Below are 21,840 nucleotides of genomic sequence, written 5' to 3'. Positions count from 1 at the left end.
ACGATTTCGGAACGCTCAGGCGCGCTCGACGGGGCCACCGGCGCGCTGCCAGTGGGCCAGGCCCCCGATATTGTGCACGTCTTCGTAGCCGAAGCGTTTCAGCATGCCCTTGGCCATCCCGGAGCGGGCCCCGCTGGCGCAGTAGACCGCGATGGGCTTGCCGGATCCGAGTTCCGGCAGGCGTTCGGGGCTGCGCGGGTCGCAGCGCATCCCGAAGGCAGCCATCGGAACGTGCAGTGCGCCGCGGGCCTTGCCGCTCGCCGCGAGCTCGGACCCATCGCGAATGTCGATCAGGACAAGCTCGCCCGTGGCGGTCTTCGCCACCGCCTCGGCGGCGGTCATCTCGCGGCTGCGAAAGGCGTTGCGGAAGGCGAACATCGCGGATCTCCTGCTTTGGTTGCCCATGCTATATTCATTCATTTATGTGAATGTAAAGGTTGCGCGGTAACGTTCCTGAAATGTTCTCGCTTTGGGATTGGCCAAGCCGGCGCTTTCGCCTATGTAACGGGCAATCCCGTCCCGGAGGTCTCATGCCAGAGCTGAAGCAGATCGAGGTTCGCGGCGCGCGCGAACACAATCTGAAATCCATCGATGTCGACATTCCCCGCGACGAGCTGGTGGTGATCACCGGCCTGTCGGGCTCGGGCAAGTCCTCGCTTGCCTTCGACACCATCTATGCCGAAGGGCAGCGCCGCTATGTCGAGAGCCTCTCGGCCTATGCGCGGCAGTTCCTCGACATGATGGAAAAGCCCGATGTCGACCATATCGCGGGGCTGAGCCCGGCGATCTCCATCGAGCAGAAGACCACGTCGAAGAACCCGCGCTCCACCGTCGGCACGGTGACCGAGATCTACGACTATCTTCGCCTGCTCTTCGCCCGCGTCGGCACGCCCTATTCGCCCGCCACCGGCATGCCCATCGAGGCGCAGCAGGTGCAGGACATGGTCGACCGCGTGATGGCGATGGAGGAGGGCACGCGCGGCTACCTGCTGGCGCCGATCATCCGCGACCGCAAGGGTGAGTATCGCAAGGAATTCCTCGAGCTGCGCAAGCAGGGCTTCCAGCGCGTCAAGGTCGACGGCCAGTTCTACGAGCTCGACGAGCCGCCGACGCTGGACAAGAAGTTCCGCCATGACATCGACGTGGTCGTCGACCGCATCGTGGTGCGCGAGGGGCTCGAGACCCGGCTGGCCGACAGTTTCCGCACCGCGCTGGATCTGGCTTCCGGCATCGCCATCCTCGAAACCGCGCCGAAGGAGGGCGAGCCCGAGCGCATCACCTTCTCGGAGAACTTCGCCTGTCCGGTGAGCGGCTTCACCATCCCCGAGATCGAGCCGCGGCTGTTCTCGTTCAATGCCCCGTTCGGCGCCTGCCCGGAATGCGACGGGCTCGGGGTAGAGCTGTTCTTCGACGAGCGGCTGGTGGTGCCGGACACGACGCTCAAGATCTCGGACGGGGCCATCGCGCCGTGGCGCAAGGGCAAGTCGCCCTATTTCCTGCAGACCATCGAGTCGATCGCCAAGCATTACGAGTTCAACAAGAACGAGCGCTGGAAGGACCTTCCGGCGCATGTGCAGCAGGTCTTCCTGCACGGCTCGGGCGACGAGGAAATCCAGTTCCGCTATGACGAGGGCGGCCGGGTTTACCAGGTCGCCCGCGTGTTCGAGGGCGTCATCCCCAACATGGAGCGGCGCTACCGCGAGACCGACAGCAACTGGATCCGCGAAGAGTTCGAGCGCTACCAGAACAACCGCTCTTGCGGCACTTGCGGCGGCTACCGTCTGCGCGAAGAGGCGCTGGCGGTGAAGATCGGCAGCCCGGGCAACCTTTTGCATATCGGCCACGTGGTCGAGATGTCGATCAAGGAGGCCTATGCCTGGATCGAGACGGTGCCGGGCAACCTCACCGGCCAGAAGAACGAGATCGCCCGCGCCATCCTCAAGGAGATCCGCGAGCGGCTCGGCTTCCTCAACAACGTGGGCCTCGAATACCTGACCATGAGCCGTGCCGCGGGCACGCTTTCGGGCGGTGAGAGTCAGCGCATCCGGCTCGCGAGCCAGATCGGCAGCGGGCTGACGGGGGTGCTCTACGTGCTCGACGAGCCGTCCATCGGTCTGCACCAGCGCGACAATGACCGGCTGATCGGCACCCTGAAATCGCTGCGCGATCAGGGCAACACGGTGATCGTGGTCGAGCATGACGAGGACATGATCCGTCAGGCGGATTACGTCTTCGACATCGGCCCCGGCGCAGGGGTGCATGGCGGGCAGGTGGTGAGCCACGGCAAGCCCGAGGAGATCGCCGCCGATGCTGGCAGCCTCACCGGCCAGTACCTTGCCGGCACGCGCGAGATCGCGGTGCCCAAGACGCGGCGCAAGGGCAACAAGAAGAAGCTCAAGGTGGTCAAGGCGACGGGCAACAACCTCAAGGAGGTCACCGCCGAGTTCCCGCTGGGCAAGTTCGTCTGCGTCACCGGTGTGTCCGGTGGCGGCAAGTCGACCCTGACCATCGAGACGCTCTACAAGAACGCCGCGATGAAGCTCAACGGCGCGCGCGAGACGCCGGCGCCTTGCGAAACCATCAAGGGGTTCGAGCATCTCGACAAGGTCATCGACATCGACCAGCGCCCGATCGGGCGCACGCCGCGCTCGAACCCGGCCACCTATACCGGTGCCTTCACCCCGATCCGAGACTGGTTCGCCGGGCTCCCCGAGGCCAAGGCGCGCGGCTACAAGCCGGGGCGCTTCTCGTTCAACGTCAAGGGCGGGCGTTGCGAGGCGTGTCAGGGCGACGGCGTCATCAAGATCGAGATGCACTTCCTGCCGGACGTCTATGTCGAGTGTGAGACCTGCAAGGGCAAGCGCTACAATCGCGAGACGCTTGAGATCAAGTTCAAGGGCAAGAGCATCGCCGATGTGCTTGATATGACTGTGGAAGAAGCGCAGGAGTTCTTCACCGCGGTACCTTCGATCCGCGAGAAGATGGATGCGCTGATGCGCGTGGGTCTGGGGTACGTCAAGGTCGGCCAGCAGGCCACCACGCTTTCGGGCGGCGAGGCGCAGCGGGTGAAGCTGTCGAAGGAGCTGGCGAAGCGCTCGACCGGGCGCACGCTCTACATCCTCGACGAGCCGACCACCGGCCTGCACTTCGAGGACGTTCGCAAGCTCTTGGAAGTGCTGCATGAACTGGTTGAAGCAGGGAATACGGTGGTGGTGATCGAGCACAATCTCGACGTCATCAAGACCGCCGATCACATCATCGATATCGGCCCCGAGGGTGGCGATGGCGGCGGCGAGATCGTCGCCACCGGCACGCCCGAGCAGGTGGCAGAGGTCGAGCGCTCGCACACGGGGCACTATCTCAAGCCGATGCTCAAGCCCGGCAAGGGGGCGGTGGCCGCCGAGTGAGTGCTTTGCGTGTGAGAAGCGTGGCTTCTGTCTTGGCGTGGTACAGTAAGATCGGGTTGCAAATAGCTGGATGAAAATAGAAAACCGCGCCTTTGTGGGTGCGGTTTTCTGCGGTTTGGGGCAGGGCGGTGTCAGTCGGCCAAGGCGGCGATCGCCCCGATGACGTTCAGCACCTTCCGGGTTTCGGGGTCGACGCGATAGACCACGTCGTCGTTGCGGTAATAGGTGCCGTTCGGCAGCCCGTAGCGATCCGGATTGCGCAGTATGATGACGTCGCCGTCTATGCGATCGCCGGCGCGGTAACGATAGCGGTGATCATCGTCGCGGTCCCGGTCGCCATAGCCCTTCACCTGACCCGGCGGGTTGCAGCCATTGTGCTTCTTGGCAAGGCCCGGCGGGCAGCCCTTCGGAGCCGCGCTGGCGGCGATGGGCAGGCTCAGGGCGCCGGCGGACATGGCGGCGAGGACGAGGGTGCGGAACATGGCGTATCTCCTTTTTCTTGAGGATATAACGCAATTCGCAGCAGGATCCGTTCCCCCTCGCCGCAGCGTGAGCGGGGGACCGCTCACCGGCACGCCGTCACTTCTTCATCGGGCAGGTGTTCACCCCGATCAGCGAATAGATCGGGCAGGTCCCGAGCAATCCGGTCACCAGCGGGATGATGCCGAGCAGGTAGAGCGGGCTGTAGGGACCATCGGTAAGGAAGAAGGCGAGCACCAGAAGCGCGCCGACGACGATGCGCAGGGTCTTGTCGAGTCCACCGACATTCTTGGCAAACATGGGTCATGTCCTTTCGTGACAGAGGCGTCCTGACCCGTGATCGCGCATCCGGCGGCGGCTGTCTGTGACATGGTCACCAAGCGCCGTCTATTGCGTCCAGTCCGGTGAGCGTTTCTCGAGAAAGGCCGCGATGCCTTCCTCGGTGTCGCGCCAGAGCATGTTTTCGACCATCACCTGCCCGGCATGGGCATAGGCCTCGTCGATCCCCATCTGCGCCTGCGCGTAGAACGCCTCCTTGCCGATCTTCACCGCCGCGCCGAGCTTGCCGGCGACGGTCTCGGCGAGCTCTGCCGTGGCGTCTGCCAGTTGCGCGCCCGGCACCACGCGGTTGATCAGCCCCATCTGCCGGGCCTCCTCGGCCTCGACGAAACGCCCGGTCGAGAGCATTTCGAAGGCCTGCTTGCGGGGGATGTTGCGGGTCAGGGCCACCATCGGCGTGGAACAGAACAGGCCGATATTCACGCCATTGACGCCAAACCGCGTGCCCTCGGCCGCCACCGCGAGATCGCAGGAGGCGACGAGCTGGCAGCCCGCGGCGGTGGCGATGCCGTGGACCTGCGCGATGACTGGCTGGGGCAGGCGCTGCAGCCCGGTCATCACCTCGGTGCAGCGGGCGAAGAGGGCGGCAAAGTAGGCCTTGCCGCCATCCTCGGTCTGCCGGCCCTGCTGCATTTGCTTGAGATCATGCCCGGCGCAGAACGCCTTGCCCTCGCCCGAGATCACCACCGCGCGGATCGTGCGATCCTCCCCCAGCGCGTCGATCTGCGCCTTGAGCGCGGCGAGCATCTCGTCCGAAAGCGCGTTCAGCCGTTCGGGCGCGCTCATGCGCAGGTGCGCGACCGCCCCGGTGTCGTGACGTTCCAGCAGAGCCATCTTGTCCTCTCCCTCTGTTTGCGCTGAGGTTAGCCCTGCTGCGAGAGGGAGGACAAGCATGGCGCTGGCAATGACGATCGAGGAGGTCGAGAGCTACCTCTCGGAGGTGTTTCCGCAGGTCGACGGGATGTTCGGCATCGACCGGCTGGACGAGGATCTCCTGGTGATGCGCCTTCATGTCTCCGACGCGCACCTGCGCCCGGGCGGGACGGTGTCGGGACCGTCGATGTTCTCGCTCGCCGATGTCGCGGCCTATGTGGCGACGCTGGCGCGGATCGGCCGGCAGGCGCTGACCGTGACGACCCACTGCTCGATCGATTTCATGCGCAAGCCCGAGGCAGGCAAGGATCTGCTGGCCGAGGCGCGGCTGCTGAAGCTCGGTCGGACCCTGAGCGTCACCGACGTGCTGCTGTTCTCGGAAGGCTCGGACAAGCCGGTGGCGCATGCCTCGCTGACCTATTCGATCCCGCCCGCACCCGTGGGGTAGGTCACGAGGTAAGGCGCATGCACGATCTGTGCGGCCTGATGGCGCGGCTGCGTCTTCGAACAGGGCTGGGATCGCGCAACAAAAAAGGCGCGAGGAATGCCTCGCGCCCAGGGGAAGAGGTTCTGGCGGGTCCGGGGATCAGCCCTGCCAGAACATGCGGCGTGCCTCCTTGTAGGCGACGTGCCGTTCCAGGCCGACATCCCGCAGCAAATGATCGTCGAGCTGGGCAAGCGCCTTTCGGGTGCGCTGGCGCTCGGACCATTTGGCCAGCACCACCGCGGTGCGCAGCGCGATTGCCGAGAGCAGCGGCAGCGGGCGCTGCGCGTCGAGATAGGCAAGGAGCGGGGCGTGGGCGATGTTGGTCATGGGATGTCTCCGTTAGTTGTATTGATACAATATCCTTGATTTCCGTGAATATTTGATACATTGTGCCAATATGGGCGTCGAGAAAAACATTGTGACCGATACAATATCCGGGCTGTTTGAAGCACAGTCCGGTGGGCCGAAATATCGCGCGCTGTCTGCCGCGCTCCGGCAGGGCATTGCCGGCAAGCAGCTTGGCAATGGCACGCAGCTGCCGCCGGTGCGCGATCTCGCCTGGCGGCTCGGCATGACGCCGGGCACCGTGGCGCGGGCCTACACCATGCTCACCGATGAAGGACTTCTGGTCGCCGAAGTGGGGCGCGGCACCTTTGTCAGCGGCGCGCCGGAACCGCGCCCGCCGCTCTATATCAGCCTGCCGCAGGAGGCGACGCCCGAGGGCGCCGAGATGGTCAGCCTGTTCACCGCGCGGCTTCCAGATCTCGGGCAGCTTGCGCTGATCCGTGAGGGATTTCAGCGCATTGCCAGTCAGGACGGGCGGGAGCTCCTGGACTACCCCTCGGCGCTCTCCTTTGCCCCGGCGCGGCAGGCGGTGGTCGACTGGCTGGCCGGGGTTCCGCTGGGCGGGCTGCATCACGAGGACGTGGTGCTGTCGCATGGTGCCCAGAGCGGCATCTCTCTGGTGATGCAGGCGGTGCTGCGTGGGCGGCGCCCGGTGGTTCTGGTCGAGGAGCTGGCCTATCCCGGCTTCCGGCGGGCGGCCGAGCTGATGCGGGCCGAGATTGTATCGGTCCCGATGGATGAGCACGGGATTGTACCATCCGCTCTCGCCGATCTGGCGCGACGGCATGAGGCGCAGCTGCTTTGTACCTCTCCCGAACTGCACAATCCGACGGTCACGATCACCCCGCAGGAGCGCCGGCGCGAAATCGCCGCGGTGGCGCGAAGCTGCGGTTTCGACATTCTCGAGGATGACAGCACCTTCCTCGGCGAGAGCCGCGCCGAGAGCTACCGGGCGCTGCTGCCGGAGCAGGGCTGGTACGTGTCCTCGATCTCGAAGACCCTGACACCGGCGCTGCGCATCGGCTTTGCCGTCGCGCCGCAGCGCAGCCGCACGGCGCTGCGCCGGGTGGCCGAGAACGGCTTTTTCGGGCTGGCGCGGCCGCTGGCCGATCTGACGCGGGATCTGCTCACCCGCGAGGAAACCCGCGAGATCGTGCGCTCGGTGCGCAACCGAAACGCGGTCTACGTGCGCAGTACGGTGAACGCCCTCGGCGGGTTCGACCTGAGCTGGCACGAGGACTCGCCCTTCGTCTGGCTGCAACTGCCTGCGGGGTGGCGCGCCGCCGCCTTCTGTCTCGCCGCCGAGCAGCAGGGGGTGCAGGTGCGCCCGGCGGAGGATTTCGCGCCGCGCAACGGCTTTGCGCCGCACGCGGTCCGCATCGGCATGAACGCCCAAGTGGCGATGGCGGATTTCGAGGCGGCGCTGGCGCGGCTGCGCCAGCTGCTCGACAATCCGCCGGAGCAGATTCTGGTCTGAAATTATGGGGTATTATTATACCATAATTTTAAGCACATGTTTTTGCTTGGTAAATTTGGGTTTTGTCCGCTTGACTGCGATTTTCGGACGCGTATAACCCGGCAATCGGAATTCGGACCCTCCACGGGGTCCTCTCAAGACAAGCTCCAAGACAAGCTCAAGGGCAACACGATGAAAACCTTCTCTGCAACTCCGGCAGACATCGAGAAGAAATGGATCGTGATCGACGCGGAAGGCGTCGTTCTCGGCCGTCTCGCATCGATCGTCGCCATGCGCCTTCGTGGCAAGCACAAGGCAACCTTCACGCCGCACATGGATATGGGCGACAATGTCATCGTCATCAACGCCGACAAGGTGCAGATGACCGGCAAGAAGCGTGAAGAGAACTTCTACTGGCACACCGGCCACCCGGGCGGCATCAAGTCGCGCACCAAGGCGCAGATCCTCGAGGGTGCGCACCCCGAGCGCGTGGTGTTCCAGGCCGTCAAGCGCATGCTGCCGGGCAACCGCCTGTCGCGCGCGCAGCTGACCAACCTGCGCATTTACGCCGGCGCCGAGCATCCGCACGAGGCGCAAGCGCCCGAAGCGCTCGACGTCAAGTCGATGAACAAGAAGAACACCCGGGTGTAATCATGGCTGAACAGATCAATTCCCTGGAAGAACTGGGCGCCGCAGCCGGTGTGGACGCAGCCCCGGAAATCGAAGAAGCGCCGCGCGAGCCCGTCCGTGACGAGTTCGGCCGCTCCTATGCCACCGGCAAGCGGAAGGACGCGGTCGCCCGTGTCTGGCTCAAGCCGGGTTCCGGCAAGGTGTCGGTGAACGGCAAGGAGCTGAACACCTACTTCGCCCGTCCGGTGCTGCAGATGATCCTGCGCCAGCCGTTCTCGGTTGCCGGTGTCGAAGACCAGTTCGACGTCTATGCCACCGTCAAGGGTGGTGGCCTCTCCGGTCAGGCCGGCGCGGTCAAGCACGGCATCTCGAAGGCGCTGCAGCTCTACGATCCGTCGCTGCGTTCGGCTCTGAAAGCCGCAGGCTTCCTGACCCGCGACAGCCGCGTCGTCGAGCGTAAGAAGTTCGGTAAGCGCAAGGCACGCCGCAGCTTCCAGTTCTCGAAGCGCTGATCAGCTTCTTCTCGCAGATTTCAAGGGCAGCCGGAGCACCTCCGGCTGCCTTTTTGCTGTAAAAGGGCAGGGCATGGAGAGGGAACGTTTCGAGGCGCAGGGGTTCGTCGTTCTCATTTGCTGCGACTCGAATTTCTTCGAATTGGCGCAAGTCTTCGAACGCAATCTACTGCGCGTCCAAGGCAGTTATCCGGTGATCGGTGATCTCGGCCTGACCGAGGCGCAGCGTGCTGCGCTCCGTTCGGAGCTGATCGACCTGCGTAGCGACGGCAGCTTCCGCGAGACCAGTGAGGCTGGCTATATCCTGACCACCCACAAGCCCGCTGCCATCCGTGAGGTCATCCGACGGTTCGGTCTGCCGTGCCTTGCGCTCGATGCGGACATGCTGTTGACCGCGCGCCTACAAGCTGGCGAGTGCGGCGGCGCCGATATCGCGGTGACGCCGCGCATGCGCCGCAGAGCGAAGCGGTTCGAGGATCATCGCAATGGCTACCTCAACGCGGGATTCTTCTATGCCGCTGCCACGCCGGAAGCCGATGCCTTTCTAGCGGACTGGCAGCGCCGCTGCGAGGGCGGCGACAAGTCCGACCAGCTGATCCTGTCGGAGATGACGCAGGATTGGAAAGGTGACCCGCTGGGGGCATGCATCGCCCGCGGAGGGCTGCGCCTCGTGAAGTTGCCGCCCCGGATCTACAACGACACCCGGCACTATCGCGGCAAGGTCATCCATTTCAAGACGCTCGGCCGTGGTGGCAAGAGCCGCCTCAAGTGGGAGCGCATCGCAGGACGGATGCAGCGCGCGCCGCGTCTGCACGGGGCGCTCCTTGCGCTTCTGCGGCGTTTGGCCGAGCCTTTCCTGCGCTGATCACCACACGGCATTGCCGGTCTTCTCGAGGCTGTCCCAGCCAGTCAGTGGAACCGAGCGGGGCCCGAGGAAGCTGGCGTTCTCCTCGCGCATCTTGGACAGCATGGCGTTTATGCGCAGGTAATCCTTGTTGCCCTTGGAATAGCCGCCCGCCTGCGGAGCCCATTCCAGCTTGCGCAGCATCGCGGGCGTGTAGCGGTAGTGCAGCAGCGGCAGCAGGATGCGATGACTCAGGGCGAGGGTGGTGCGGTGGCTGCTGTAGAACGCCTGGCCCGACCGCCATTTCTGGATCAGCGGCTTCACCAGCGTGCCCGAGGGGGCCTTGCGGGCTCCCAGCAGGCGCAGCTTCAACCGGTTCTTCATACCGATGTCCTCCTTGCCGGCGTAGGCCACGTCGAGCCGGTGGCGCACTCCAACGTAGCGATGGCGTGGAGGCTTGCCCGCACGCAGTGAGAAGTGCCGCACCCCGTCGAAGAACCATTCCGCCGCGGGCCAGGTGAAGCCGCTTTCGGGATAGATCGCAAGATCGGCGATGTTGCGGGGATAGAGGTCGATCATCCCGGCCCATGCCCCGTTCGCGCCCTCGGCCTCGAGCCGGGCGATGACGTCACTCAGGGTCTTGCCGTCGGGCAGCAGCAGGAACTCGTCGATGTCGCATTGCAGCGCCCACTGATTCATGCAGAAGCGGTCCATGAGCTCGGTTCGCCAGACATGGATCATGCGCAGATCGCCCTTGTTGCGGACGATCCCGGGGCGTCGCTCTTCGGGCGGAATGTCACCGTAGCGGCTGGTCGAGGACAGCAGGCAGACGTCGGGTTGGTCCAGCAGGTAGTCGGGCGTTCCATCATCTGAGGCATCGTCTAGGATGAAGAAGCGCTTCACCCCGAGCGCGCGGTAGTGTTTCAGGAAATCCGGTAGGAACGGGCGCTCGTTGCGCACAACGAGGATCAATGGCAGGCCGGGCGCGTTTGACAGGTCGTTGTTCCGGACCGAAACGTCTGGGGCGGGCAACTGGTCGGTCATGGGAACTCCTTCAACTGTCGGGTACCGGACGTTGTACCGGGCAGCACGGTGGCGGCAACCCCTAGCACCACGGTGTCCGATATCGTAGTGAGGACCGACGCTTGATCCGAGGACCTTATGACGCGCCCCCTGAACATCTTGTTTCCCTATACCGGTGACAGTGTCGGCGGGTCGCATATCTCGTCGTTGCTCTTGGCGCGCGCGCTACGCGAGGCCGGGCACGAGGTGACGCTGGGTCTGCATCGCAGGGCGGGGGCGCTGGTCGATCATCTCGCCGCCGAGAACGAGCCTTGGGTGCCCTTGCCGGACGTCGAGGCGCCGAAGCTGCGTGCCGCCTGGCGCTCGGCGCTGGCACGGCGGCGCACGCGGCGCGGGCTGGCAGAGTGGCTCGGCGCGCATCGCTTCGATATCGTCCACACCCACGACATGCGCAATCACCTGATCTGGAGCGCTGCGGACGGTCCCGCCCATGTCTGGCATCAGCGGACGCCTGCCTCCGGCAAGCATATGGCGCGCTGGGGTCTGGGTGCCGCGGCCTTCATCGCCGTGTCCCGCTTCACGCTGCAGAGCCTCCCCGTTGCGCTGCAAGGTCATGCCAGGATGATCTACAACCCTTTCCTGCCGCAGCAGCCCGCGAGCGAAGAGGCGCGTGCCGCGCTGTGTGCCGCGCTCGGCGTCGCACCGGGAACGGCGGTGGTCGGCTATGTCGCAAATTTCTCGGATCGCAAGCGCCCTGAGCTGTTCGTCGAGATCGCCGCGCGGGTTCGAGCGGCCCATTCGGGGCCGCTGGTCTTTCCGATGTACGGGGCATTGCACCAGCCGTTTCTGGAACGCGTCGAAGCGCGCATCGCGAAGCTCGGGCTTGGCGATGCCGTGCGGTTGGTCGGGCCTCAATCGCCCTTCGGCCCGGTGATGGCAGGCTTCTCGGCGCTCGTCGCCCCAGCGCGGAACGAAGCTCTGGGGCGCACACTGATCGAGGCAGGGCTTGCTGGTGTGCCGCTGATCGCCACCCGCGAGGGTGGCAACACCGAGATCGTCGAGGACGGCGTGACGGGCCACCTTGTGGCGCCCGACGATGTCGAGGGGTTCGCGCAGGCGGTGCTGGAGGTGCTGTCCGATCCCGAGAGTTCCGCCGCGCGCTGCGCCGCCGCCCAGACGCGCTGCGAGAGGCTGTTCTCGCTTGGCGCCCATGTGTCCGCCATCGAGGCGATTTACGACGAGATCACCTGACCCTCAATCTGGCGGGATCAGTCCGAGCCCGCGCAGGTAGATGCCGATGCCGCTCTCGAGCAGCGCCTCGGGCGGGAAGGGCGACTGGGTGCCCGGAGAGTTGCGCGCGAAGAGCTCGACAACCCCATGCGAGAACGCCCAGACATGGGCCGAGACCATCGAGGGCGGCGGGCGCTTCTCGGGCGGGATGTGCTGCGACAGTTCGGCGGCGGCGCGCTCGGGGATGCCGCGGGCGCGGGCCGAGAGGGCGGCGAGCTCGGGCGAGTGGTTGACCGAGATGCCGCTTTCGAACATCGCGATGTAGTGCCCGGGATGCTTGCGCGCGAAGGCGAGATAGGCGCGGCCTGTGGCCTCGAAGGCGGCCAGCGCCGAGGGACGGCCATCGTCATAGGCATAGGCCATCAGGTCGGCAAAGATCTCGTAGCCCTGGCGGGCGGCCTCGGCGATCAGGTCCTCGCGGCCGTCGAAATGCCGGTAGACCGCCGCCGGCGTCACCCCGGCACGCTTGGCCGCCTCCGACAGCGTGAAGCCGGTCGGACCCTTTTCCTCGATCAGCTCGAGCGCCGCGTCGACGAGGGCCTGACGCAGGTTGCCGTGATGATAGCCGCGCTTAGGCATCAGGCGTCCCAGATCTCCGGCCCGCCGGCGATCTTCGGATCGGGGGCGCCGACGGCGCGGGCATCTTTCCGGGCATAGTCGAGATGGCTCAGCACGTGCCGGATCGCCGCGAGCCGGGCGCGCTTCTTGTCGTCGGAGCGGATCACCGTCCAGGGCGCGGCGGCGCTGTGGCTGCGCGACAGCGTCTCCTGGATCGCGGCGCTGTACTCATCCCAGCGCTTGAGCCCCTCGACATCGATCCAGCTCAGCTTCCATTGCTTGAGAGGGTCTTCCTCGCGCTTGAGGAAGCGGCGCAGCTGCTCGGCGCGGCCGACATTGAGCCAGAACTTGAACACCAGAATGCCTTCCTCGACCAGCATCGACTCGAAATCCGGAACCTGGGCAAAGAAATGCTCGCGCTCGGCTTCGGTGCAAAAGCCGAAGACCTTCTCGACCACGCCGCGATTGTACCAGGAGCGGTCGAAGAACACGATTTCGCCGCCGGCTGGAAGGTGCTCGATATAGCGCTGGAAATACCATTGCGTCGCCTCGGTGTCCGAGGGCTTGGAGAGCGCCACCACGCGGGCGCCGCGCGGGTTGAGGTTCTCGCGGAAGCGCTTGATCGTGCCGCCCTTTCCGGCGGCGTCGCGGCCCTCGAAGACGCAGGCGATGCGCTGGCCGGTGGCCTTGGCCCAGCTCTGCATCTTCACCAGCTCGATCTGCAGCGCGTCCATCTCGCGCTGGTAGGCCTTGCCCTTCATTTCCTCGGAATAGGGGTAGGAACTCGACAGGATCTCATCCTTGTCGGCGCGCTTGAGCGCCTTGCGGATGGCGTCGGGGGCATCGTCGTTGAAGTAGCTGCTGATGGCGCCGTCGAAGGGAGTGGTCAAGGCGGGTGTCCTGCTGGTTGCCGTGCGGGGCAATATGGAATGTAAATCGCCTTAACGCAAACCCGCACGGGCGGCGACGCGGTCGATGGCGGCATACATTTGCGGCGCGGCGGCGTGTTGCGCCGCGTGGCCGATGCCCGGCAGAACCACGAGATTGGCGCCTGGGATCTGCCGCGACGTGGGCACCGAGTGGATCTGCAGGCCGACGGTGGTGTCGGCATCGCCGTGCAGGATCTCGACCGGCAAATCGAGCTGGCCGTAGCGCGGCAGCATCCGCGCGATCTCGGATTTCAGCGAGGCGCGCTGCAGGGCGTTTTCGCGCAGGCTCGCGGGGCGCAGCGACAGCTGGGCGCCGATATGCTCGGCATAGCCCGGCGGCACCGGCTGCGGCGCGAAGACGCCGGCGATGGCGTCGAGCACCCGGTCCTCTCCGGCCAGCGCCGAGATCGCCGGGTTGGCGATGCCGGCCAGCGGCCCGGAGGTCAGGCGGTAGAAGAACGGCACGCCGGTGTCCCAGGTCTGCGAGGCGGCCGAGACCAGCACCAGCCCCGAGGCGCGCTCGGGATGCTCCACCCCCCAGGCCAGCGCCACCGCGCCGCCGTAGCTGTGGCCAAGCACGATCGGGCGCTCGGCCCCGAGCTGGCGGCTCGCAGCGCTGAGCAGTGCGGCCTGTTGCTGAATCGAGGCGCCGTTGCTGTCGATGCGCGGCGTGTATCCCATGCCGGGCCGGTCGAAGGCGATGACGCGGTAGCGCCGCGACAGCTGGTCAACCGCCCGGTAGGTCCAGTCGCGCAGGTTGCCGCTGGCACCGTGGATCAGCACAAGCGGCGGGCCGCTGCCTTTCTCGACGTAATGCACCCGCTCTCCCGAGACCTCGAGAAACCGGCCCTCGGGCGGATAGGCCTCGAGCGCCGCCGCGCTGCTGCTGTCGGAGGCCCGGTTCCCGGCGGTGCAGGCCGCGACGCCAAGGAACAGGAGGGAGAGCAGCGCGCGTCGTTTCATCTCAGGGTCCTTTACGTCCGCGCCAGTCGGTGCTTTCCAGCCCGATGCGGCGCATGTCGAATGCGGTGGTCTGATAGATCTCGTTGATCCAGTTGCCGTAGAGCAGGTGGGCGTGGCTGCGCCAGCGGTTCTGGGGCGTCTTTGTCGGATCGTCGTCGGGATAGTAGTTGGCGGGCACGTTGATCGGCTTTCCGGCCTCGACGTCGCGGTCGTACTCTTCCTTCAGCGTGCCGCTGTCATATTCGAGATGGTTGAAGATATAGAGCGCCCGGTGGCCCGGATCCTCGACCAGCGCCGGGCCGGTCTCGGGGCTGTCGATCAGCACGCGCAGCCCCGCCGCCTCGACCTCGTCGCGGCGCATCTCGGTCCAGCGTGACACCGGCATCACCATGTCGTCCGAGAAGCCGCGCAGATAGGGCGACGCGGGCGCGAGGTTCTGGTGCCGCACGCAGCCAAAGGCCTTGGCATCGAGGATGTGCTTGGGCACGCCGTGGAAATAGTTGATCATCGCCATGCCGCCCCAGCACACGCCGAACGTGGAATGCACATGGGTCTGGGTCCAGTCGAACACGCGGGTCAGTTCGTCCCAGTAGGTGACTTCCGCGAACGGCAGATGCTCGATCGGTGCGCCGGTGATCACCAGACCATCGAACTTCTCGCCCGTCGCCTCGACCTCGGCGAAGGGGCGGTAGAAGTTCTCCATGTGATCGGCGGCGGTGTTCTTGGTCTGGTGCTCGGACATCCGGATCAGCGAGAACTCGATCTGCAGCGGCGTCGCGCCGATCAGGCGGGCGAACTGGTTCTCGGTCTGGATCTTCTTCGGCATCAGGTTGAGCAGCGCGATGCGCAGCGGTCGGATGTCCTGACGCCCGGCGCTGTCCTCGTCCATGACCATGACGCCCTCGTTGGTGAGGACGTCATAGGCGGGCAGGTCGGAGGGCAGTTTGATGGGCATCGGGATCACTTCTTCTCGGATGGGACAGGTAGGGCGGCGCGCCGGGTTTTCCAAGCACCGCTTTGAAGGGGCGGGCGGGGCTCAGCCGGGGAGGGCGGCGGCGATGACCTGCGCGAAATCCGCCTCGTCGCGGACCGTGGCCATGTCGGCGGCCTCGACGGTGACGCCCCAGTTCTTCGCCATCGCCTCGTAGCGCGGCTGGCGGTGGGCGAGCGCGCGGGCGTAGGTCCAGCGGATGAAGGCGTCGGGATCGACGGAGGTTTCGGAAAGCCCGGTCTCGTCGAGATAGGCGCGCCAGGCGGCGGCGAGGAATTCGGACTGGTAGGCCATCGGCTTCGGCGCGCGGTCGAAGCGTTGGATGAGTTCCTCGGTATGGGCCTCGGTGCCGCGGATCCAGACCATCAGCGCGTGGCTCGAGAGCTCCGACAGGATCGGATCCCTGGGGTCTTCGGCATCCACCCATTCGCAGATCGAGCCGCCGGTATCGCAAACGAAATGCGGGTAGCCGTAGAGCTCTTCGGCGCGGTCGATGAAGTAGCCCGTGTCGAGCAGCGCCTGCTCCTCGGCCCGGCGGAACTGGTCCTGCCGAAGTTGGTATGCCTCCATCGGCAGGCCACCCTTGGCGGTGTCGCCTGGCTTGCCGAGATAGGTCGAGACCGGAGTCAGGTTGTCGAAGGTGATGTTCGACCCGATGTAGATCGAATCCGACATCAACAGTTCGCGCAGGAATGGCACCTTCATCGCCTCGCGCTTGGCGTTGTCGGCGATGTATTCGCCCATGTAGCGGGTGCCGATGCGGTAATCGATCGAGTAGTGGAACCAGTGCCCGGTCTGGCGCAGCATCGACGAGACATGGGTCTTGCCAAGCCCCGACATGGCGAACAGCACCACGCGCTTGTGCGGCGCGGCGCGCCAGTCGTTCGCGGTCGGGTAGTACATGGGCGGGCATCCTTCGAGTCGTTCGGACCACAGGTACTGAGGCCCGCGCATGGCGTCAAATGCCGCTGTTCCATGGGACTGAATGCAGACCGCCCGAGCGCCTTTCGGCGCCCGGGCGGGCCATCTTGCTGCTTGATTGTGGTGCCGTCAGAAGCGGTAGGCGACCTTGAGACCGACGCCCCAGGCGGAGTTGTCCTCGAAGTCGGCACGGGCGACGTCGGGCGTGCCGGTCTCGGGCTTCGCGTCGCCAAGCCAGAAATAGCTGACACCGCCAGAGACAGTGACGTCCTCGGTCACGTTGTAGGAGCCCGCGAGCCGAAGCTGGGTGTAGCCGGTCTTGGGCGCGAGCGGCGAGACAAGCTCGTCGCCGGAGGCTTCGTACGTGGCGCTGATCGCCGCCGAGAACTTCTCGTTGAAGCGGCGGCCGACGCCCAGCGTGTACGCGGTGCTGTCCTCGAGATCGATCAGGCCGTTGCCGACCACGGTTTCGAAGCTGTCGGGATCGACGCGGAATTGAGAGTGCTTCACGTAGCGGACGCCGCCGAAGAGCAGCGTGTCCTTGGCGATGCCGGTCTGGAACTCGAGGTTCCAGCTTTCCGGGGTCTTCACCTCGGTTTCGCCGCTGGCGTTGAGCAGCGGCAGGGCCGGGATCGGGCCGGGGCCGTCGGGATCGACCAGCGGCCCGGACTCGGTGGTGTCCATGTCGTGGGTGATCGACGAGTTGTAGGTCAGCGCCACGCGCAGCGCGATCTCGGGCACCTCGTAAGCGGCGCCGAGCACGTAGCCGATGCCATTGGTCTTGTCGAGATTGACCTCGTAGCCACTCACCGCGCCGTAGGCGGCCCCCTGAAGGTGGATGTCGCCCTGTGCCTGCTGGAACCGCAGGCCGCCGAACGCGCTCCAATTCTGGTTGAACTGGTATTTGGCAAGCGCGGTCAGGGTGTTGGTGTTCGCCTCTGCGGTGGTGCCCCCGAGGGGGATGTTGCCGCTCTCATAGGCAATGTCGGCGCCGAAGGGGCGATCGTAGATCAGCGCAAGGGCCAGCCGGTCGTTGACATCGTACTTGATGCTGAAGGACGGCAGCCAGAAGCCATCGCCCACGTCGTCAATGTCCTGCGCCGGGAACGGCGGCGAGATGTTCTTGCCCGAAAGCGACGGGTTGGCGTAGCCCAGCGAGAATTCCAGCACATTGCCGGTCTCGTACAGGATCATCGCCGATTGTTGTGTCCGCTCAATGCCGCCCGCGTGAAGCGCGGTCGCAGACAGGGCCAGCGCCGAAGCGCCGGTCAGCAAAAATTTCATGAGTTCCCTCTCCCTAAGGTATCTCCTCCACCTTCGACGCTAACGACGAGGTGGTTGAAGGGTCAATCAATGACCCAGCGTAAGTTGACGCGCCGCGCCGTAACGTCACTTTGACGAGGGGGCGGGCGGTCTAACGGGTTTCACGCAAGATATTGAAATAGTTGGCGCCAAAGATGATCGCGGCGCCAAGGAAGACGAAGGGATCCAGCGCTTCGGCATAGACCAGCATCCCCACCACGGCGACCAGCGGCAGGCGGGCGAAATCGATCGGCATGACCACCGGGGCCGGAGCGAGGCCCAGTGCCGTTGTGAGACAGAAATGCGCCACGAGCCCGGCGATGGCGATCAGCACCACCCAGGGCCAGGTCGAGGCGGCGGGCAGGGCGATGTCGCCGTCGATGCCGGCGCAGACGAGCCCGAAGACGGCCTGCATGACGGTCAGCCAGAACAGGATGCAGGCGGTCGACGCAGTGCGGGTCAGTCTGCGGGTGAACACCGCCGAGCCGGCAAAGCCGACGCCGGCCAGCAGCGCCGCGATTAGACCGGGGCTGAGGGTCTCGGGCGTCGGCCGTGCGACCACAAGGATGCCGACAAAGCCAATGCCTGCGGCGATGGCGCGGCTTGGCGTGATGCGCTCGCCCAAGACCAGTGGCGACAGCAGGATGACCCAGAGCGGCGAGGTGAACTCGAGCGCGAAAACCTGTGCCAGCGGGATCGTGGCCACGGCGAAGAACCAGCAGTTCTGGCCGGCGAAGTGGCTGATGTTGCGCGCCACGTGCAGGCCGAAACGGTCGCGGTTGATCTGCGAGAGCTTGCCCGTGGCCATGAGCACCGAGGTGACGATGATGGCGCCGATGATCGAGCGGTAGAGCATGATCTCGAACGTGTCGAGATCGAGGCTGACGGCACGACCCGCCACCGCCATCGAGGTGAAGGAGACGACCGCACCGGTCATCCACAGAACGGCCTGCAGGGTCTGGCTCATGCCTCGGTCACCTCGTAGTCGCGCGGGCAGCCCTCAGTGACGCGGGCCCACTCGCTCGCCCGCGTGCGGAGCTGATGCGCCTCGAAGGCGGTCCGGTCGATGAAGCGCTCTGCGACCGAGAACACGCCCGAAGCGGTCTCGGTGACCTCGAAGGCGAGGCAACCGGGCTCGGCGCGGGTCAGGCGGATGTGCTCGGGCAGCGCGGCGCGAATGTCGCGGGCGCGCTCCGGCGGGCAGGTCATGGTGCCGGTCAGGCGGATCTCGGGCATGGGGTCTCCTCGGCCGGGGCCGGCCTTTTCGACCGCCCGCGGGCGGCGCGACATTGGCCCGCGCCCCGGAAAGACACAAGCCCCGCATCGGACAATGCGGGGCTTGCGATTATCGTTCGTGTGCAATCGGTCACGCGCGGCGTGCGATCACTCGAGTTCGATGGTGCCCGGCGGCTTCGAGGTGCAGTCGTAGAACACCCGGTTGATGCCCTTCACCTCGTTGATGATCCGGGTCGAGGTCTCGCCGAGGAATTCGTGGGTGAACGGGTAGTAATCCGCCGTCATGCCGTCGACGCTGGTCACCGCGCGCAGCGCCAGAGCGTAGTCATAGGTGCGCCCGTCGCCCATCACGCCCACGGTGCGCATCGGCAGGATGGCTGCGAAGGCCTGCCAGATCTCGTCATAAAGCCCGTGCTTGCGGATCTGGTCGATATAGACCGCGTCCGCCTTGCGCAGGATCTCGAGCTTGTCGCGGGTGATCTCGCCGGGGCAGCGGATCGCGAGGCCCGGCCCGGGGAACGGGTGGCGGCCGATGAAGCTTGCGGGCAGGCCCAGCTCATGCCCCAGTGCGCGCACCTCGTCCTTGAACAGCTCGCGCAGGGGTTCGACCAGCTTGAGGCCCATCTTCTCGGGCAGGCCGCCCACGTTGTGGTGCGACTTGATGGTGACCGAGGGGCCGCCGGAGAACGAAACGCTCTCGATCACGTCGGGATAGAGGGTGCCCTGCGCGAGGAACTCGGCGCCCTCGATCTGGTCGGCGTATTTCTGGAACACGTCGATGAACAGCTTGCCGATGGTTTTGCGCTTGGTCTCGGGGTCCGAGACGCCCTCGAGCGCGCCAAGGAAGAGCTCGGACTCATCGGCATGGATGAGGTTGAGGTTGTAGTTGTCGCGGAACATCGACACCACCTGCTCGGCCTCGTTGAGGCGCAGCAGACCGTGATCGACGAAGACGCAGGTCAGCTGGTCGCCGATGGCCTCGTGCAGCAGGATGCCGGTGACCGAGCTGTCGACGCCGCCAGACAGCGCGCAGATCACCTGCTTGTCGCCGACCTGCTCGCGGATCTTGGCGATCATTTCTTCGCGGTAGGCGGTCATCGTCCAGTCGCCGGTGAAGCCCGCGATCTTGACGAAGTTCTCGTAGAGCGTCGCGCCGTTCGGGGTGTGATGCACCTCGGGGTGGAACTGAACCGCGTAGAAGCGGCGCTCGAGATCGGCGATCATCGCGAAGGGCGCGCCGGGCGAGGTGCCGTAGACGTCAAAGCCGGGGGCGATCTCGGCCACGTGGTCGCCGTGGCTCATCCAGACCTGCTCGCGCCCGGTGGCGTCGAGGAACCAGCCGTTGAAGAACTCGGTGCTGTGCTCGGTCGGCGTCACGTAGGCGCGGCCGAACTCGGCGGTGTGGCTTTCCCCCGCCTCGATGCGACCACCGAGGTCCTGCATCATCACCTGCTGGCCGTAGCAGATCCCGAGGATCGGCACGCCGAGCTCGTAGGCCGCCTTGGGCGGCCGCGGCGAGCCTTCGCGGGTGACGCTGTCCGGGCCGCCGGAGAAGATGATCGCCTTCGGGGCGAACTCCTTCAGGAAGGCGTCGGAGACGTTCTGATAGGGATGGATTTCGCAATAGACGTTCAGCTCGCGCAGGCGGCGCGCGATCAGCTGCGTCACCTGCGAGCCGAAATCGATGATGAGGAGGCGGTCATGCTGGGTCATGGCCACGCTTTAGAAGCGCTTTGCGCATTGCGCAAGAGGCCACTGGCTCAGTCGTGGAACGGATCCACCAGCACCATGCCCGCGAGCCAGACGACGCAGAGCGCCGCCACGGTGATTGGAAGCGACTGGGTCAGAACGAAGGCTGCGATGGCTGAACCGATCGACGCTTCCATGACGAAGTCGAACAGGGGGGCCGGCTGCGGGTCGTTCTGCGTAGAAGCTTCCATTTTTGAGATCCTCGGAAAGGGGTGATGCGACTCAAGATTGCAAAAATTTTGTGACACTCACCTTGATCTGGCGCAGCTTCTAGGCAGTTTTACCGATTCTGGGAAGAAAAAGTTAACCGCAGGGTTAACCCACAGAGTTAACCCATGGAGTCGGATTTCGCCCGACCGCGACGACGCGATCGCGCGAGGTCGTCGCGCTTGCTCCAGAGCGCGATGGCGCCGAACGCCAGCACGTAGAGCGCGCCCATGGCGGCGATCAGCTCACCGGGCAGCGGGCCGATATCGGCGCGGCGGATCGCCTCGTCGACGGAGGCAGCCGGGGTCGGATGCACGGCGATCTTGCCGGCAAAGGCAAGCGTCTGGATCAGCAGGATCCAGAAATAGTTGCGACGGATGCGGCGGCCCATCGCGACCATCAGCGGGACGTGGTAGCGCGGCCTCAGGTAGTCGTTGGCCAGAACGCGCTGCCAGTCCTCCTCGAGGTGAAGGTCGCCCTCGGCCAGCATCGGGGCGTAGAAATGTGTCTCCATCCAGCGCGCCCGGGCGCGCCAGACGTTGAAGTAGCGGTAGCGGCGCGCTTCGAGGAACAGGAAGAACACGATCAGGATGCCGACCAGCACGAGCGGGATCGGCGAGGCCTCGGGCGATGCAAACGAGATCGACAGGGCAACGCCGAGGGTGACCACCGCCCAGTTCGTCGTCGTGTCGAGGCGGGTGCGCCAGATGGTGCTGCGATAGACTTCACCGCGATAGAGGTGGGCGATGGCCCCCATCTCGGCGGCGTCGAGATCCTTTCGCGGCGTGGGCGCGCCGCTGGCCTTGCTGTCGATAGGTTGGTCCTCCGCTCCGCTCGGCGCTTGGGCGCCGCTCCCTGAGGAGGAGTTTTGCACTCGTGATCCGGCTGGTCAAACCCCCTCTCGGGACCCGAGGTCAGTAGACCGCATCCGGCAATGCCAGGTTGTGCTTGCGAAGACTTCGCCGGTCTTCGAGCGCGCTGTATATCGCCAGGGCGCAAAAGCTCGTCATGTAGAGCGCGCCTCCGGCGAAGATCGCTTCCCCCGGGATGCCCCCGACATCGGCCCGGTGCAGCGCCTCGTCAAACGAGGAGACCGGCGTGGGGTGGACGGCGATTTTGCCCAGAAAGGCGATCAGCTGGATCAGCATGATCCAGAGATAGCTGCGCCGGGTGCGGCGCCCCAGTGCGTGCAGGTAGGAGATGTGGAACACCGGGTGCATGTAGTCCTGCGCCATCATCTGCCGCCAGCAATGGCGGCTGCGCGTCTGCGCTGGATTGAGCATCGGCGCGTAGAAGTC

25 protein-coding genes are annotated in these 21,840 nt (G+C 65.5%); 7 read left to right on the top strand and 18 right to left on the bottom strand.

Translation table 11 applies throughout. The annotated features are described in order from the left end of the window. Window positions 1-15: 15 nt before the first annotated feature. On the bottom strand, window positions 16-378 hold the full coding sequence (locus tag R2601_RS17620; RefSeq protein WP_007800775.1) for a rhodanese-like domain-containing protein: 363 nt from the start codon (window positions 376-378) through the stop codon (window positions 16-18). Between the two features lie 152 nt (window positions 379-530). Here R2601_RS17620 and uvrA point away from each other — a divergent pair, with 152 nt between their 5' ends. Next, on the top strand, window positions 531-3,407 hold the full coding sequence (gene uvrA / locus R2601_RS17615) for an excinuclease ABC subunit UvrA (protein WP_007800773.1): 2,877 nt from the start codon (window positions 531-533) through the stop codon (window positions 3,405-3,407). Window positions 3,408-3,538: 131 nt separating this feature from the next. Here the strand turns inward: uvrA and R2601_RS17610 are convergent, their stop codons facing one another. From R2601_RS17610 to R2601_RS17600, 3 genes are all read right to left on the bottom strand, one after another. Further along, a complete protein-coding gene (locus R2601_RS17610; protein WP_007800771.1) occupies window positions 3,539-3,889 on the bottom strand; it encodes a hypothetical protein in 351 nt (116 codons plus the stop codon). A 97-nt stretch (window positions 3,890-3,986) separates the two neighbouring features. Further along, on the bottom strand, window positions 3,987-4,187 hold the full coding sequence (locus R2601_RS17605; RefSeq protein ID WP_007800769.1) for a YgaP family membrane protein: 201 nt from the start codon (window positions 4,185-4,187) through the stop codon (window positions 3,987-3,989). 87 nt (window positions 4,188-4,274) lie between these two features. Next, complete coding sequence (locus R2601_RS17600) at window positions 4,275-5,120, bottom strand: enoyl-CoA hydratase (protein WP_302621475.1); 846 nt, start codon at window positions 5,118-5,120, stop codon at window positions 4,275-4,277. Between R2601_RS17600 and R2601_RS17595 the strand changes: the two genes are divergently transcribed. After that, window positions 5,119-5,547 (top strand): PaaI family thioesterase, encoded by a 429-nt coding sequence (locus R2601_RS17595; RefSeq protein ID WP_007800765.1) that lies wholly within the window; start codon window positions 5,119-5,121, stop codon window positions 5,545-5,547. The two genes, R2601_RS17600 and R2601_RS17595, sit on opposite strands and share 2 nt — an antisense overlap. A gap of 138 nt (window positions 5,548-5,685) precedes the next feature. Here R2601_RS17595 and R2601_RS17590 read toward each other — a convergent pair whose 3' ends face one another. After that, complete coding sequence (locus R2601_RS17590; RefSeq protein WP_007800763.1) at window positions 5,686-5,913, bottom strand: DUF1127 domain-containing protein; 228 nt, start codon at window positions 5,911-5,913, stop codon at window positions 5,686-5,688. Between the two features lie 70 nt (window positions 5,914-5,983). Between R2601_RS17590 and R2601_RS17585 the strand changes: the two genes are divergently transcribed. From R2601_RS17585 to R2601_RS17570, 4 genes are all read left to right on the top strand, one after another. After that, window positions 5,984-7,408, top strand: a complete 1,425-nt coding sequence (locus R2601_RS17585; protein ID WP_007800761.1) for an aminotransferase-like domain-containing protein — start codon at window positions 5,984-5,986, stop codon at window positions 7,406-7,408. A gap of 171 nt (window positions 7,409-7,579) precedes the next feature. Continuing rightward, window positions 7,580-8,038 carry a 50S ribosomal protein L13 gene (rplM, locus tag R2601_RS17580; protein ID WP_007800759.1) on the top strand — a complete coding sequence of 153 codons (459 nt, stop codon included), beginning with the start codon at window positions 7,580-7,582 and terminating at the stop codon, window positions 8,036-8,038. 2 nt (window positions 8,039-8,040) lie between these two features. Continuing rightward, the gene (rpsI, locus tag R2601_RS17575) at window positions 8,041-8,529 is read left to right on the top strand and encodes a 30S ribosomal protein S9 (protein ID WP_007800757.1); all 489 of its coding nucleotides are present in this window, start codon (window positions 8,041-8,043) and stop codon (window positions 8,527-8,529) included. A gap of 73 nt (window positions 8,530-8,602) precedes the next feature. Then, the gene (locus R2601_RS17570; protein WP_007800755.1) at window positions 8,603-9,394 is read left to right on the top strand and encodes a putative nucleotide-diphospho-sugar transferase; all 792 of its coding nucleotides are present in this window, start codon (window positions 8,603-8,605) and stop codon (window positions 9,392-9,394) included. Here R2601_RS17570 and R2601_RS25580 read toward each other — a convergent pair whose 3' ends face one another. Next, window positions 9,395-10,417: a glycosyltransferase family 2 protein gene (locus tag R2601_RS25580; RefSeq protein ID WP_007800752.1), complete on the bottom strand. Its 1,023-nt coding sequence runs from the start codon at window positions 10,415-10,417 to the stop codon at window positions 9,395-9,397. A 117-nt stretch (window positions 10,418-10,534) separates the two neighbouring features. Between R2601_RS25580 and R2601_RS17560 the strand changes: the two genes are divergently transcribed. After that, on the top strand, window positions 10,535-11,647 hold the full coding sequence (locus R2601_RS17560) for a glycosyltransferase family 4 protein (protein WP_007800750.1): 1,113 nt from the start codon (window positions 10,535-10,537) through the stop codon (window positions 11,645-11,647). A 3-nt stretch (window positions 11,648-11,650) separates the two neighbouring features. Here the strand turns inward: R2601_RS17560 and R2601_RS17555 are convergent, their stop codons facing one another. The 12 genes from R2601_RS17555 to R2601_RS27410 form a co-directional block, all read right to left on the bottom strand. After that, complete coding sequence (locus tag R2601_RS17555) at window positions 11,651-12,265, bottom strand: TetR/AcrR family transcriptional regulator (RefSeq protein ID WP_007800748.1); 615 nt, start codon at window positions 12,263-12,265, stop codon at window positions 11,651-11,653. Beyond that, entirely contained in the window at window positions 12,265-13,134 is an 870-nt protein-coding gene (gene ppk2, locus R2601_RS17550; protein WP_007800746.1) for a polyphosphate kinase 2, read from the bottom strand. Before ppk2 ends, R2601_RS17555 begins: the two co-directional genes overlap by 1 nt. A 51-nt stretch (window positions 13,135-13,185) precedes the next feature. Beyond that, window positions 13,186-14,136: an alpha/beta fold hydrolase gene (locus R2601_RS17545; protein ID WP_007800744.1), complete on the bottom strand. Its 951-nt coding sequence runs from the start codon at window positions 14,134-14,136 to the stop codon at window positions 13,186-13,188. A 1-nt stretch (window position 14,137) separates the two neighbouring features. Further along, complete coding sequence (locus tag R2601_RS17540; RefSeq protein ID WP_007800742.1) at window positions 14,138-15,091, bottom strand: homoserine O-succinyltransferase; 954 nt, start codon at window positions 15,089-15,091, stop codon at window positions 14,138-14,140. Between the two features lie 81 nt (window positions 15,092-15,172). Then, complete coding sequence (locus R2601_RS17535; RefSeq protein ID WP_007800740.1) at window positions 15,173-16,030, bottom strand: hypothetical protein; 858 nt, start codon at window positions 16,028-16,030, stop codon at window positions 15,173-15,175. A gap of 147 nt (window positions 16,031-16,177) precedes the next feature. Next, a complete protein-coding gene (locus R2601_RS17530; RefSeq protein ID WP_007800738.1) occupies window positions 16,178-17,332 on the bottom strand; it encodes an OmpP1/FadL family transporter in 1,155 nt (384 codons plus the stop codon). A gap of 130 nt (window positions 17,333-17,462) precedes the next feature. Continuing rightward, entirely contained in the window at window positions 17,463-18,317 is an 855-nt protein-coding gene (locus tag R2601_RS17525) for a DMT family transporter (protein WP_007800736.1), read from the bottom strand. Beyond that, complete coding sequence (locus R2601_RS17520; protein ID WP_007800734.1) at window positions 18,314-18,586, bottom strand: putative quinol monooxygenase; 273 nt, start codon at window positions 18,584-18,586, stop codon at window positions 18,314-18,316. Before R2601_RS17520 ends, R2601_RS17525 begins: the two co-directional genes overlap by 4 nt. A 147-nt stretch (window positions 18,587-18,733) precedes the next feature. Then, window positions 18,734-20,299, bottom strand: coding sequence for a glutamine-hydrolyzing GMP synthase (gene guaA / locus R2601_RS17515; protein WP_007800732.1), 1,566 nt, complete (start codon window positions 20,297-20,299; stop codon window positions 18,734-18,736). Between the two features lie 47 nt (window positions 20,300-20,346). Then, window positions 20,347-20,526 carry a hypothetical protein gene (locus tag R2601_RS17510; protein WP_007800730.1) on the bottom strand — a complete coding sequence of 60 codons (180 nt, stop codon included), beginning with the start codon at window positions 20,524-20,526 and terminating at the stop codon, window positions 20,347-20,349. Window positions 20,527-20,663: 137 nt separating this feature from the next. Further along, on the bottom strand, window positions 20,664-21,299 hold the full coding sequence (locus tag R2601_RS17505) for a DUF2270 domain-containing protein (RefSeq protein ID WP_007800727.1): 636 nt from the start codon (window positions 21,297-21,299) through the stop codon (window positions 20,664-20,666). Window positions 21,300-21,456: 157 nt separating this feature from the next. Next, on the bottom strand, window positions 21,457-21,840 hold a 384-nt coding region (locus R2601_RS27410), incomplete at its 5' end, for a DUF2270 domain-containing protein (protein WP_007800725.1).

This window comes from Salipiger bermudensis HTCC2601 (assembly GCF_000153725.1).
GTDB lineage: Bacteria > Pseudomonadota > Alphaproteobacteria > Rhodobacterales > Rhodobacteraceae > Salipiger > Salipiger bermudensis.
Note: the sequence above shows the minus strand (reverse complement) of the source record. Positions and strands in the feature narration are given on the sequence as shown.